The sequence below is a fragment of the Leptolyngbya sp. FACHB-671 genome, assembly GCF_014695745.1.
Taxonomy (GTDB): Bacteria; Cyanobacteriota; Cyanobacteriia; order Elainellales; family Elainellaceae; genus JAAUTN01.
The window spans coordinates 1-13013 of the sequence record NZ_JACJOV010000157.1 but is presented as its reverse complement, the minus strand read 5'-3'; the positions used below and the strand labels follow the sequence as shown (position 1 = coordinate 13013).

Here is a 13013-nt window from a genome sequence, read left to right as displayed (position 1 = left end):
GTGCTTATATGATAAGCATTGACAAAAAGCTGTAAGGGCAGGGCAAGACTGCATGAATCTGAATGGGTGGTGGTCTGCTGCGAGTCAAAACGCAGCCCAATGGAGGTGGTTACAGTGGTTTAACCTCCGTCCAGAGGAAAGCGAGCGAACATTCCTCATGTTTGCTTTTTACACCGCTACGTCTATTGGTATTCTCTGGCTGGAGGTTAGTGCCGCAGCACTATTTTTGGGTGAATACGGGGCTGACTCCCTACCCTGGATCTATATTGCCAGTGCTGGAATTGGGACAGGTTTAGGATTTGTCTACTCGCTGATGCAGAAATTTCTGCCGCTGCGTCGGGTGATCGTAATCATTGCAGTGCTAATGGCGATGCCGCTGTTCATCTTTCGTCTAGGGCTGAATCCGGCTTTTTTGGGCGGGTATACCATCTTCTTAATGCGGCTTTGGCTGGAAGCAATCTATGTTCTAAATGAACTCAACACTTCCATTACAGCTAATCAGCTATTTAACATTCGGGAAATTAAACGCACTTACCCTTTAATCAGCAGCGGTATTTTGGCGGCTGATGTATTGAGCGGGTTTTCTTTGCCACTCTTGCAGTCCTGGATCGGACTCTCTAACGTTATTTTGTTGGCAAGTTTGATGCTGCTGGTTGGGGCGGGGATCTTGTTTTATCTCAGTGAGGCATACCAGCAAGCCTTTCCTGACTCTCTCAAGCGTAGATTGCAGGAAACTCAACATGACTTTACGGCGCGTCGTCTACGAGGTCCGCTTCAGCGCTATGTCATTTTGATCGTCGCTTTTTTTGTGATGGCGCAGATTTTGTCGCTGCTGGTTGATTTTCAATATCTCAGTCAGCTAGAGCAAAACCTGAGCGTTTCCGATATTGCGGCTTTTTTGGCATTATTTAGCGGCATTCTCGGCATCTTTGAGCTGATTACACAGTGGTTTATTTCAGGGCGAGCAATTGAGCGGTTGGGGGTGTTTGCGATCGCCATTCTCCCCCCGGCCCTGCTCACGGTGCTCAGCTTTCTCTCCTCCATCGACTTGCTGCGGCTATTTTGGGGCGTCATCATTCTCAAGTTTTTAGATGAACTGCTGCGCTACACGCTGCTAGCGAGCATTGGCCCGGTTCTCTTTCAACCTATTCCCGATACGGTTCGCAGTCGCATTCAGTCTACAGTTCGGGGGATTGCTGAACCGATTTCTTCAGGCTTAACTGGCGCTGGAATCTTAATTACCATCTGGCTTTGTCAGCGGCTTTTTCCTAACGTAGACGCTAATCTATTTCAAAACCTGGAGAGCCGAGTCTTTCTATTTCAAATTTTTATTTTTGCAGGGGTCTGGCTGGGAGCCGTTCTGCTGTTGCGCTCTAGATATCTGGGGCTGCTGGTACTCAGTGCAGAACGGGGACAGTTGAGCCTATCAGATGTAGATTTGCGAACATTTAAGCGGGCGGTTGTGGAAGCGCTCGATCGCCCTGGTACTGAGGCGGACAAACATTCTTGCATTGAGTTACTCGCCCATATCGATCCCAAAAATGTTGGCGAGGTGCTGTCTCCGCTTCTACCAAATATGTCTCCTGCTTTGCAGCGTCAGAGTTTGGAGACAATGCTCAACTTTCCCAATCTGATTTACCTGGATCGAGTCAGGGCGCTGATTCAGCAATCTGACTTGCAGCCAGAAGTTTTGGCAGTTGCTTTGCGCTATGTCTGGCTGACGGAACCCGATCCAGATATGCAGGAGTTGCGACCTTATCTGAAGTCGGAGGTTGATCCAGTTGTGAGAGGAACAGCCGCTTCTCTCATGCTCAGGCGTGGCAATCCTCGTCAAAAGGCAGAAGCAACGGATACGCTGCGACGAATGTTGACCCATATGCGGGAACGAGAACGGGTGATGGGCTGTCGGGCGCTAGGTGAGGCAGTTTATTTGCAAGCGCTGCGGCTGTATATCAGACCGCTACTGCAGGATCAGTCGTTGCGGGTGAGGTGCGCTTTGCTGGAGGCGATCGCCGCCACTCACTTAGAGGAGTACTATCCTTCACTCCTGCGCGGATTGCACTACAAATCTACCCGTGAGGCGGCAATGCGGGCGTTGGTGCGTCTAGAAAATGATGCGATCCCAATGCTAATCGAACTGGCAGAAGACGTTCGCAAACCGGAGCTAATCAGAACCTATGCGCTGACGGCAATTGGTCAAATTGGCACGATAGAAGCATTGAATGCACTGGTCGCTCAACTGATGACTGCCTGGGGAGCAACTCGTCGCAACATTCTGCGAATTCTGCTAAAGCTACCGCAAGAGATTGGCATTGATGCAGTTGCCGATATCTTAGGGCGAAGCGGGGTTGAGAATCTAATTAATCAGGAATTGCTGTTCATTGGGCAAGTTTACGCAGCCCTGCTGGACTTGACTCCAGAAAGAGTGTCTGGGCGCGAAGCAGATTTGCTGCGGCGATCGCTGAATGATGCTCAGTTCGATGCATTCGAGCGGCTATTTCTGCTGATGCGGTTTCTCTATCCTTCTAGCGCAATTCAGGCAGCATCCTTTAACCTCCAGTCTGACTCCCACGACAGCATGGCAAGAGGGCTGGAAATTTTGGATAATACCCTCGACATTCCCAGTAAACGAGCCCTGTTGAGCATCCTCGATCGCCGCTCTACGCTTGAGAAGCTGGAAAGTTTAGCAGAGATTATGCCTTACACGCCGATGTCGCCCAGTCAGCGGTTACGGCATTTATTAGAGCTACGCAGCTTTTTGTCAGACTGGACGCTATCCTGCTGTTTTCACCTGGCCCGTCAAGCCCGCTGGAGCCTCACTTCAGAGCAAACACTTTCTTGCTTGCGCCACCCGACAGGGTTTGTGCGGGAAGCTGTGCTAACTTACCTGAAAGTTGCTTCACCCAGAGTGCTGCCAGAACTGCTGCCGTTGTTGCAGAACGATCCAGATCGTTTGGTTGCAGCTCAAGTACGCCAAATGATGGCAGAATTAGGGCTTGAGCCATTGAACGCTGCAATTTCTGGTGTTGAGGGGCAGTCAAATGGTGCGGTACGGTTGCCCGGTCATTCTGGGCTTGAGCCGATCTAGGCGATCGCCACGGCATTGACTGACAGACAAAAAAAGCTTGAAAATGGGCAAGCTAGTGGCAGACCGCTTGTCTCGCTTGCCGTTTTTGGGGGTATGCATCTATAGGGAAAGGTGAAAGCGGTGTGGCTTGGTTCAAGCAAGATTGCCCAGGGAAGTTTTAATATCGGTTTTCTATGCTGACTAGCGTTGATCGTCTACTGTTTGTTCGGGGAGTTCCAATTTTTACAGAGCTACGGGATGATTTTCTCGTCCGGTTAGCTTCCATCATGGATGAGCTATCTTTCCCAACCAAGCACACCATTTTTACACAGGGGCAAGAGGGGCGATCGCTCTATATTTTGGTGTCTGGGCAAGTGCGGGTTCACATTGGCAATCACGAAATTGTTAGATTTCAGCAGGGAGACAGTTTTGGCGAAATGTCGCTGTTTGATGCAGAACCTCGCTCCGCTTCAGTCACCACTTTAGAACCCTGCGAATGCTTGATGCTAACCCAACAGCAGCTCTATGAAGCGATTGATGAAACCCCTGGCATTGCGGTGAACATTATTCGCTTGCTGTCTCGACGGATTCGAGAACTTAATCAAAAGATGAACACGCTGCAAGATGGCGATGGACACAGGTTGCCTTCTATGATTCAAGAAAAGCTAGCAGAGCTTTGATCTTGATGATGCAGAGGAGAATTCAGTGTCGCGTGAACGTATTGCCCCCGGTCCTGGGCAGGAGTCTGTTTGGGATTATCCCCGTCCTCCCCGGCTAGAAGACTCGACCAAACACATTCAGATTATTTTTAACGGTGTGGCGATCGCCGACACCCATCGTGCCAAGCGGGTATTAGAAACCAGCCACCCACCGGTTTACTACATTCCGCCTGAAGACATTCAGCAGCAGTACTTCAAGCAAACTTCGCGCTCAACCTTCTGTGAATGGAAGGGACAGGCAGCTTACTACACTATTCAAGTCAACGATAAGCAGGCTCAGGATGCGGCATGGTTTTATCCATCTCCCACTTCCCGCTTTGCTGCGCTTAAGGACTACGTAGCGGTTTACCCTAGCCGTATGGAAGCTTGCTATGTGGACGGCGAACAGGTGCAGCCCCAGCCCGGTGACTTCTACGGCGGCTGGATTACCAAGGATATCGTCGGTCCGTTTAAAGGCAGTGCCGGAACCTGGGGCTGGTAAGGAGCAATTTTCCAACCCAATCCATACCCATAGACATCCCATGGGGGCGTTTCGCGGAACGCCCCTACCAGCGCTTGCTAGTTGGCAGCAATGCCCTCCTGACGAGCAGCTCGCTGCACAGCAGCGGCGACTGTTGGGGCGACTCGCTCGTCAAACACCGAGGGAACGATGTGTTCGGAGTCAAGTTCAGAGGGATTGATCAGAGAGGCGATCGCCATCGCAGCTTCCAGGTACATCGTGGTGGTCATTGCCGCGGCTCGGCAATCCAGCGCTCCCCGAAAGATTCCAGGAAACGCCAGCACGTTGTTGATCTGGTTGGGGTAGTCGCTGCGTCCAGTTGCCATCACCGCTACGTCGTCTTCTACGAGTTCTGGCTGAATTTCCGGGATCGGGTTTGCCATTGCAAATACAATCCGGTCTTTCGCCATCGATCGCACCATTTCTGGGGATAACACTCCAGGCGCACTGACTCCCAAAAATACATCTGCGCCAACCATTGCATCTGCCAAGGAACCGCTCTGATCAACAGCAAACTCGCGCTTTTGCGCAGTTAAATCGGTGCGGCTGTGGCAAATAATGCCGCGTGAGTCGCACATCCAAATTGCTGTAGCTCCGGCTTTGTGCAAGAGACGGGCGATCGCCACCCCTGCTGCGCCTGCTCCGTTAATTACAATTCGGACCTGCTCTAGCGGCTTTTGCACAAACTTCAGCGCATTGAACAAAGCTGCCAGAGTGACAATAGCGGTGCCGTGCTGGTCGTCATGAAAAATCGGAATGTTTAACTCTCGCTGAAGTCGAGCTTCGATTTCAAAGCAGCGAGGGGCGCTAATGTCTTCCAGGTTGACCCCACCAAACACAGGCGCAATATTTTTTACCGTTTCGACGATCGCATCGGTATCTTGTGTATCTAGGCAGATGGGGAAAGCATCAATCCCAGCAAATTCGCGAAACAGCATGGCTTTGCCTTCCATTACGGGCAAAGCACCTTCTGGACCTAAATTGCCCAATCCCAATACAGCGCTGCCATCGGTGACGATCGCCACCGTATTGCTTTTGATCGTCAGTGCATAAACCTGTTCTGGATCTTGAGCGATCGCCGTACAGATTCTCCCCACCCCCGGTGTATAAGCCATCGCCAAATCGCCCTGAGTCTTTAGCGGAATCCGGCTCTGGACGCTAATTTTGCCGCCGCGATGTAGGTTAAAGGTGCGATCGTAGACGCTGATTACCTTGATGTCTGTGAGCGCTTTCACGTCTGCCACTATCCGTTCAGCATGTTCAGTGCTGTAGGCATCAACTGCAATGTCTCGAACCAGAGTTTTACGATTTTGCTCAATTAGGTCAATCTGCCCGATGTTGCCTCCAGCAGCGGCGATCGCCTGCGTTACACAAGCCAGCGTTCCTGCCCGATTAGGAAGCTGAAAACGAATCGTTAGACTAAAACTAGGATTGGGTGTCAGGCTGACCATACTGCTGCCGCTGCTCTCCTTGGATAAAAAATACGAGTCGATCTAGTCAGGACTTTAATGCTACAGCTTTGAGCCTGTTCCTGATTGCTCTGCTCAGGAATTTCTCAAAGACTAATGCTGTACGCAAGCCCTTCACAGCTTAGGCTAGCGATAAACTCATGACTGTACTCCGTCACACCGAGTAGATCAATTTCACCTGTATGCCAAGTCTCTACGTCGAAATCGAGATTGACGCGCCCCGCTCAGCAGTCTGGCAAGCATTGCTCAACAAGCAAGATTGGCTTCGGTGGAATACCTTTCTCTATGATCGTGATCCGGTTCAGCCCTTCGAGCAAGGCAAAACGGTCTGGCTATCGCTCAAGCGAGTTTCCCGCGAAGAGGAAACCGAGTTTCAACCTACGATTACTCTACTTCAGCCGGAAGTATGTCTCCAGTGGCTTTCCTCTGCTCCCGGATTCCGGAATGAGCATGTCTTTGAGCTACTAGATATTGGCAAACGCACTAAATACATTCACCGAGAAAACTTTTCTGGTCCGTTAACTCGCCTGTTTTTTCCCTTCATTCGCCAGGACGAGCAGCAAGGCTTAAGAAGAATGGCGCAAGAGCTGAAGCAATATGTCGAACGTTCCTAAAATTTTAGTTAAGGTTCGACCTCATTCCCAGCTAGTCGCGAGGCTCCGCCTCGTGGAGGAGGCACCTCTAGTTGAGCATTATGAGGCGGAGCCTGGGAACGAGGGAAAGAAGTAATGGATTAGATAGACATCTGTTGGCGCTGGTAGAGCGACCAGTACAGTCCCTTCTGCTGAATCAATGAGTCGTGCGTTCCTCGTTCAGCAATGACACCCTTTTCCATTACCAGAATTAGGTCAGCTCGTTTAAGCGGTGCAAAACGGTGAGCAATCAAGAACATCGTGCGGTCTTTGGAGACGCGCTGGAGGTTTTCTAGCACCTGCTGCTCGGTTTCTGCGTCAAGGCTGCTGGTGGCTTCATCCAGGATCAGGATCGGAGCCTGAGAGAGAAACAGCCGTGCCAGGGTAATTCTTTGACGCTGTCCACCAGAAAGGGCAGTGCCCCGTTCCCCTACGCCCGTTTCATAGCCATCGGGTAAATCGCAGACAAAATCATGGGCAACAGCCATACGAGCAGCTTCTACCACCTGCTCTGCCGTTACTTCAGGATTTCCCAGCGTGATGTTTTCCAGAATGGAGCCGTTGAATAGGAAATCCTCTTGCAGCACAACGGCAATTTGAGTCCTGAGCGAGGACAGGTCTGCACTTTTAATGTCAAACCCGTCTATCAAAATTCGCCCTGACTCAGATTGGTAGAGCCGCTGAATCAGTTTGGAGAGGGTACTTTTACCAGAACCACTGCGTCCAACAATGCCAACGAACATGCCGGGTTCTACGTCAAAGGAAACGCCACGCAAAATCGGCTCCTGGTTCGCCTGATAACGGAAAAATACCTGGTCAAAGTTGACCTGTCCTCTCAGCGGCGGCAACACCAAACCCGTTCCGGGTTCTGCTTCGGGGGCGACGTTGAGAATGTCGCCAATGCGGTCAACGGCAAGCAGCACTTCTTGGAGGTTTTGCCAGAGCTGCACCAGGCGCAACAGAGGGCCTGTGACTCTAGCGGAGAGCATTTGAAAGGCAACCAGTTGACCAATGGTGAAGTCCTGGTTGATCACTAGCCTTGCACCAAACCAAAGAATTAGCAGTGCCGAGAAACTGGTGAGGAAGTCACCGATGTGGTTGCTGATGTTAGCGGTGGTGGTGGCTTTGAATCCCGTGCGAATGAAGCGGGCGTAGAGCCCTTCCCAGCGATCGCGCGATGTCTTTTCTGCCGCGTGAGCCTTAACCGAGTGAATCCCCGTTACCGTTTCCACTAGAAAAGATTGGCTGTCAGCACTGCGGTTAAAGGTTTCATTCAGCCAGTTTCGCAGGATGGGGGTGCTAATCAGCGTCAAAATCGCGAATAGCGGGATCACTGCTAACGCTACTCCAGTTAAGCGAGCGCTGTAGTAGAACATCACCGCCAAATACACCACCGAGAAAATGCTGTCGAGGATGACGGTCAGAGCAGTGCTGGTGAGGAATTGACGGATTTCCTCCAGTTCTTGCACTCTAGCGACCGTGTCTCCTACCCGCCGCGCCTCAAAGTAAGACAACGGTAGCCGCAGCAAATGCCGGAAAAGCTGGGCAGAGAGGCCTAGATCGAGCCGATTGGTCGTGTGGGTGAAGATAAACATCCGCAGGGTGCCCAGCAGCGCCTCGAAGATGGCAACGGCAAGTAGGGCAACTGCCATCACATCAAGCGTGGCCAAACTTTCCTGCACCATCACCTTATCGATCACCACCTGCGTGATCACCGGAGTCGCCAGCCCCAGCAGTTGCAGGGTGAAGGAAGCCAGCAGCACTTCCCCTAGCAGATTGCGAAACCGCCAGACGGCAGGCAAAAACCAGGTCAGGCTGAATTGTTCTTGCTTTTGAACAAGTTCGACCTGCCAGAGTTGCCCATCCCAAACTTCCTCTAGCATCGCTCTGGGAATGCTTTCGCAGGTCTGGCTAGGATTCATTGGATCGGCAATGACGAGGCGATCGCCCCTCACTGCATAGACGACCACCCAGCGCTCTTGCCGCCAGCGAATCAGCCCCGGCAGGGTAAGCTGCCGCAGGTCTTGCCAGTTGCTCACCAGAACCCGTCGCAGTTGCAGCCCTAGCTTTTCGCCTGTGTCCGCCAGATCTTTAGGGCGTTGTCCTCGGAGTTGACGCTGCACCCATTCCAACTGAGCTGGAGTTTCTAGGTACTGACACAACATCGTCAGACAGGCAGCAGCGGTGTTGATTGCGGATACAAAGGGGTAGCCAGAAACAGGCTGCGGCGCAGTCGAAAATTCGGGTTGATAGCGCGATCGCAGCGTTAGCCAGAATTGTTTGATTTCAGGAGTGGCGATCGCCTTCCAGACCTGAGCATCCCATTGAATTAGGACAACCTCTTTGCTGGAAGCTCTAGCTTTCCACTGATCGGTCAGTTCTGGAAAATCGCCAAACCAGTCGCCCGACTTCAGCACCGTCGGTTTACCCTGATCAGGAATCAGGCGAACATTCCCCGAAATCACTAGAAACTGGCTTCCAAGTGTATCTGTAGACCAGATCACCTCTCCTAACCCGCAATAGCGAGTCCTTGCCTGATCTTTAAGTCGAATTTGCTGTTCGGCAGATAGCCAGTTAAGCGGGGGAGAATCCCACAGAATGCTAGCTAGCTGGTCATCAGTAATCATGAGCCCACCTGTAGCTTGATCGGCAATCCCTGAATTTTGTCCATCAGCCATTGTTCAAATAGCTCGTCTATCAGGGTTTGCCTTAATTGCAGATCGTCAAGTGAGGCTGGAAGAAATTCTTCCACGCGAAATAATCCCCACCGATCTTCCATTCCCAGTGGTCCGACAATTTCTCCGGACTTTGCCAAATCAACTGCCGCCCGCAGCGTATCTGGCATTGTCCCTCGGCTGATTGGACCGACCATACCGTTTACGATGCGGTCATCGGTCAGGGAATATTCCCTAGCAAGCTGTTCAAATTTTGCGCCTTCTTCTAGAATTTGGCTTCTCAGTTCCTCAGCCAGTTCTTTATCGACGACGATGATGCGGGACAGCACAACCCGATCTAAGAAAATTTTGCGCTCGATAAAATATTCTTGCAGCTTGGGTAACGCCACATCTTCTTTCAGCTTTCGCAGCTTAAACCCAGAAGAGACTTGATTGTGAAATGCCTCATAATCCATCCCATTGCCAGAGAGCCATTCCTGAAACTGCTTTGGATCAGTAAGCTGCTGCTCCAAGCGAAAATCAATCACAGCCTGCTCAACTGCGGCCGTGTTGATTTTAAGGTCTTCACGGGTTTGTAATTCCTGGTCAACGACAAACTGGCGAATGATTTCGCCGATGAATGCGTCGAATTTTCTGCCCGTCTGTAAATATCGAATGGCTTGCCCAAGAGAAATGGGCTGGTCGTCAACAGTCAAAAAGGGTTCGGATGTCATGAATCGGCCAGTTACTCGCTAGCAAACTCAATTATGCCCAAACCCAAAGGTACTTCACCCAAACTTTATTCATTAAGTTAAGTAAAATTACTGGACTACAAACTTAGCCAAGAAGCTAAACAACCTGTTCCATCGTCGTCACCATGAGGGGCAAGCCTGCCATCAAGCCTGCGAGGCAAACCCAGAGGCAAAAAGCTTCAACGTCTTCGTCTTGATTAAGGGCAACCTCCATTTGCACGATCGAAAATGGCAGTACGGTCAGAACTAGAGCAAAGACAAAAGCGTATTCTATGAATGACATGGGATCTCCTTGAAAGTTTGTTGCGGGAAATTGTTATGCCCGTCTAAATGGGATGAGCCTGTTGAATTACATTGGTGCAGCAAACACTCACCTGTAGGAGCTAAAGCATTCGCGCAAAATCTTTGTAGCTATCTGGAAAACACTTGCCGAATGCTTTGCCCCTACGAAATCGTGAACTAATTCAATCCCTGTTCTTTGACGATCGCCACTTCGTCAATATCAGATTCGTATAGCAGAACTGTTGTTTCGCTACCAATTCGACCCATTTCTGGTTCTGGTCCTAACTCCATCTCCACTCGATACATCCAGGTACCAGAAGTAGGTTGAAAGCTTTTGATCGTACCTATACCCCTTAAGAAACTTACCGTTTCACTCCGGTTAAATTTGGGTAATACAGGGACTTGATGAAGCGTAGGAGCGATCGCTATTTCATCCAAGTCTCTGGTGCCACAGCCAAGCTCTTGCTGAATTAATAGAGTATTCATGATTCTAATTTGAAGATTAAAGAATTGAATGTTTTATCGTTGAACCTAGCTATTAACACTGCTTAGCTATAGCTAGTAGCTGAACAATGCTGATGTCCAACAACCAATGATTATTTACCAGGTGTATCGCACATTGGTTTAGAAGATTTCGCAGCGTATCAATTTCTGCAAGGGTGTGCCGCAGCGCGCCCCTACCCACATCTCTAGATACAGCTGGTATCAGATAACCAAAAGCAATACACGTTAATAAGTGGTTGAAAACGGATTAACTGAAAGAGTATTAATGTCTAGATAAAGCCACCAGTTCTCTAGCCTGGGAACTGGGTATTAATGTCCAACCCGCTTTCATCAATTTCTGATAAGTTGCCCAACCTTTTGAACCCCCAGGAATCTTGTAATCTGGAGCGGCAAACTGGGGATAGGCAGTATAAGGCAACCAGGGTTCATTCGGTTGAGCTTTTAAGTGTAAAATTTTCTCCCCGTCTTTCCCAAGTTTAGATAGCCAGCACATTTGACCAACCATAATAAATTCTCCACTTGTTCAGAGAGGAAGCTTAAACTTGGAGCACATTTATAGGAGTTTTATTAAGGTTCCTTCGGTAAATAGAAACAGTTTTTGGCTAACAATCCAGGCTGAATTTGTGTGTAGAAATAAGGATTGTTTAAGCAATAGTTTGGTTCTATCTAGCTGCGATCGCCTTTCTACTTCTATAAATACGCTCGTAGTAAAACTTCCATTTAACTGCTCTAAATTTATTCATTAGAGTAGTATCTAGGTTTTAGCTAAAAGTTATGGGTAAATATCTCTGTCAAGAGTTTTGCTTTAGATTCAACTCTATAGATCTACAGAAGCAAGACTCAAGAAAGTCTTTCGCTCTTAGGGAATAGAATTAGGCAGTGCTGTGCACCACAAACCTAACTGCCGGTTTCCGCCTCTGTCCGTGAGAACCGCAGCCCTACTTAATTTGCGAACAAGACGCTATTTGTAAAGACACCCATTCTCTAAATGGATGCCTTTACAAGTTCTTTTTGGATAGATTGCGTCAAATTGAGAGATCAGCAGTTCGGGGGTAGCGCTCCATCAACTCCTGTACCTGCTCAGCATGGTAAGAACTGCGGGTCAGAGGCGAGGAAACAACCTGAAGGAAACCGATAGATTCACCAAATTGCTGCCACTCAGCAAACTGCTCAGGCGTAACAAACTGCTGTACAGCTAAATGCTTAGACGTGGGCTGAAGATACTGTCCAATCGTCAAAATGTCGCAGTCTACCGATCGCAGATCTTGCATTACCTGACGCACTTCTGCATCAGTCTCGCCCAGACCCACCATGATTCCCGATTTGGTGTAGAGCCAGGGAGCAATTTGGTGCGATCGCCTCAACAATTCTAGAGTTCGCTCATAGTCTCCCTGAGGACGAACCCGTCGATATAATCGTGGAATGGTCTCCATATTGTGATTCAGCACATCCGGCCGTGCTTGCAGAATCACTTCCAGAGCTTCCCAGTTTCCACACAAATCTGGAATCAAAACCTCAATGGTAGTCTTAGTAGAAACAACCCGGATTGCTTCGATGCACTGAACGAATTGAGATGCACCGCCATCCGGTAGGTCATCGCGATTCACAGATGTAATCACGACATGGTTTAAATTCATCCGGCGAACCGCTTCTGCCAACCGGGATGGTTCAGTTGGGTCAAGTGCTTGAGGTTTCTTCTCAAAATCAATGTCGCAGTAGGGGCAGGCTCGTGTGCAGGCTGGACCCATGATCAAAAAAGTTGCGGTGCCGTGACTAAAGCATTCACCAATGTTGGGGCAGGAAGCCTCTTCACAAACTGTATTCAGCGACAGGTCACGCAAAATTTCCTTGACACTGCCGACCCGCTCCCACTGAGGCGCTTTAACCCTTAACCAATCTGGCTTAACAGTCACGCTTAACCTTACCCAAACGTTAACAAATCTAATCTTAGCAAGAGTCAGGACTTGAAATCAGAGCCACAAGTGAATGACTTGGATACCCGTTTGCTGTGATAGGCTAGTGTAAAGTTGAAAAACTACGGGATGTAGCGCAGCTTGGTAGCGCACCTCGTTCGGGACGAGGGGGTCGAAGGTTCAAATCCTTTCATCCCGATTTATCCATTAATGTCCATTAAAGAATTAATGGGCAGTTTTAAAGAATTAATTTCACAGTTTGCATTCGATGACCTATTTGCAGTGGTTGTGTCGCAAAAACGGGATAATGGTAGGGTAGACAAGCCCAACTCTACCAGCTCGCTCTCCAATGTCTCCTCCTAGTCTGTTCAAGTGGCGGCATTTCTTGCCCCAAATCATCTTGCTGAATGTGCGGTGGTACTGCCGCTATTCACTCAGCTAGCGGAACCTAGAGGAGATGATGCAGGAGCGCGGCATGGGAGTGGATCACTCAACCATCAACCGCTGGGTTTTACGGTAAGG

Annotated in this window: 11 protein-coding genes, 1 tRNA gene and 1 pseudogene; 6 read left to right on the top strand and 7 right to left on the bottom strand. The window is 49.7% G+C overall.

Going from position 1 to position 13013, the window contains the following annotated elements; genetic code table 11:
• Positions 1 to 52 precede the first annotated feature (52 nt).
• The 3 genes from H6F93_RS28230 (at position 53) to H6F93_RS28220 (ending at position 4267) form a co-directional block, all read left to right on the top strand.
• Positions 53 to 3088: an MFS transporter gene (locus H6F93_RS28230; RefSeq protein ID WP_199314141.1), complete on the top strand. Its 3036-nt coding sequence runs from the start codon at positions 53 to 55 to the stop codon at positions 3086 to 3088.
• A gap of 173 nt (positions 3089 to 3261) precedes the next feature.
• On the top strand, positions 3262 to 3747 hold the full coding sequence (locus H6F93_RS28225; RefSeq protein WP_190645928.1) for a Crp/Fnr family transcriptional regulator: 486 nt from the start codon (positions 3262 to 3264) through the stop codon (positions 3745 to 3747).
• A gap of 25 nt (positions 3748 to 3772) precedes the next feature.
• Complete coding sequence (locus H6F93_RS28220; protein WP_190688378.1) at positions 3773 to 4267, top strand: DUF427 domain-containing protein; 495 nt, start codon at positions 3773 to 3775, stop codon at positions 4265 to 4267.
• A gap of 77 nt (positions 4268 to 4344) precedes the next feature.
• Here H6F93_RS28220 and H6F93_RS28215 read toward each other — a convergent pair whose 3' ends face one another.
• Entirely contained in the window at positions 4345 to 5736 is a 1392-nt protein-coding gene (locus H6F93_RS28215; protein ID WP_190645930.1) for a malic enzyme-like NAD(P)-binding protein, read from the bottom strand.
• Positions 5737 to 5936: 200 nt separating this feature from the next.
• Between H6F93_RS28215 and H6F93_RS28210 the strand changes: the two genes are divergently transcribed.
• Entirely contained in the window at positions 5937 to 6368 is a 432-nt protein-coding gene (locus H6F93_RS28210) for an SRPBCC domain-containing protein (RefSeq protein ID WP_190688374.1), read from the top strand.
• Positions 6369 to 6487: 119 nt separating this feature from the next.
• Here H6F93_RS28210 and H6F93_RS28205 read toward each other — a convergent pair whose 3' ends face one another.
• From H6F93_RS28205 to lipA, 6 genes are all read right to left on the bottom strand, one after another.
• The gene (locus H6F93_RS28205; RefSeq protein ID WP_190688370.1) at positions 6488 to 9013 is read right to left on the bottom strand and encodes a peptidase domain-containing ABC transporter; all 2526 of its coding nucleotides are present in this window, start codon (positions 9011 to 9013) and stop codon (positions 6488 to 6490) included.
• Positions 9010 to 9774 (bottom strand): foldase protein PrsA, encoded by a 765-nt coding sequence (locus tag H6F93_RS28200; RefSeq protein ID WP_190688367.1) that lies wholly within the window; start codon positions 9772 to 9774, stop codon positions 9010 to 9012. Before H6F93_RS28200 ends, H6F93_RS28205 begins: the two co-directional genes overlap by 4 nt.
• 115 nt (positions 9775 to 9889) lie before the next feature.
• The gene (locus H6F93_RS28195; RefSeq protein ID WP_190688364.1) at positions 9890 to 10075 is read right to left on the bottom strand and encodes a hypothetical protein; all 186 of its coding nucleotides are present in this window, start codon (positions 10073 to 10075) and stop codon (positions 9890 to 9892) included.
• A 176-nt stretch (positions 10076 to 10251) separates the two neighbouring features.
• A complete protein-coding gene (locus H6F93_RS28190) occupies positions 10252 to 10560 on the bottom strand; it encodes a hypothetical protein (RefSeq protein ID WP_242043663.1) in 309 nt (102 codons plus the stop codon).
• Between the two features lie 280 nt (positions 10561 to 10840).
• A complete protein-coding gene (locus H6F93_RS28185) occupies positions 10841 to 11083 on the bottom strand; it encodes a hypothetical protein (RefSeq protein WP_190688361.1) in 243 nt (80 codons plus the stop codon).
• Positions 11084 to 11603: 520 nt separating this feature from the next.
• Positions 11604 to 12491 (bottom strand): lipoyl synthase, encoded by an 888-nt coding sequence (gene lipA, locus H6F93_RS28180; protein WP_190688358.1) that lies wholly within the window; start codon positions 12489 to 12491, stop codon positions 11604 to 11606.
• Positions 12492 to 12616: 125 nt separating this feature from the next.
• On the opposite strand from lipA, the gene H6F93_RS28175 reads away from it, so the two are divergent.
• Both H6F93_RS28175 and H6F93_RS28170 read left to right on the top strand, forming a co-directional pair.
• Positions 12617 to 12690: transfer RNA gene (locus H6F93_RS28175), tRNA-Pro, on the top strand.
• 150 nt (positions 12691 to 12840) lie between these two features.
• A pseudogene (locus H6F93_RS28170) lies at positions 12841 to 13005 on the top strand (IS6 family transposase); the annotation flags it as partial.
• Positions 13006 to 13013: the final 8 nt, after the last annotated feature.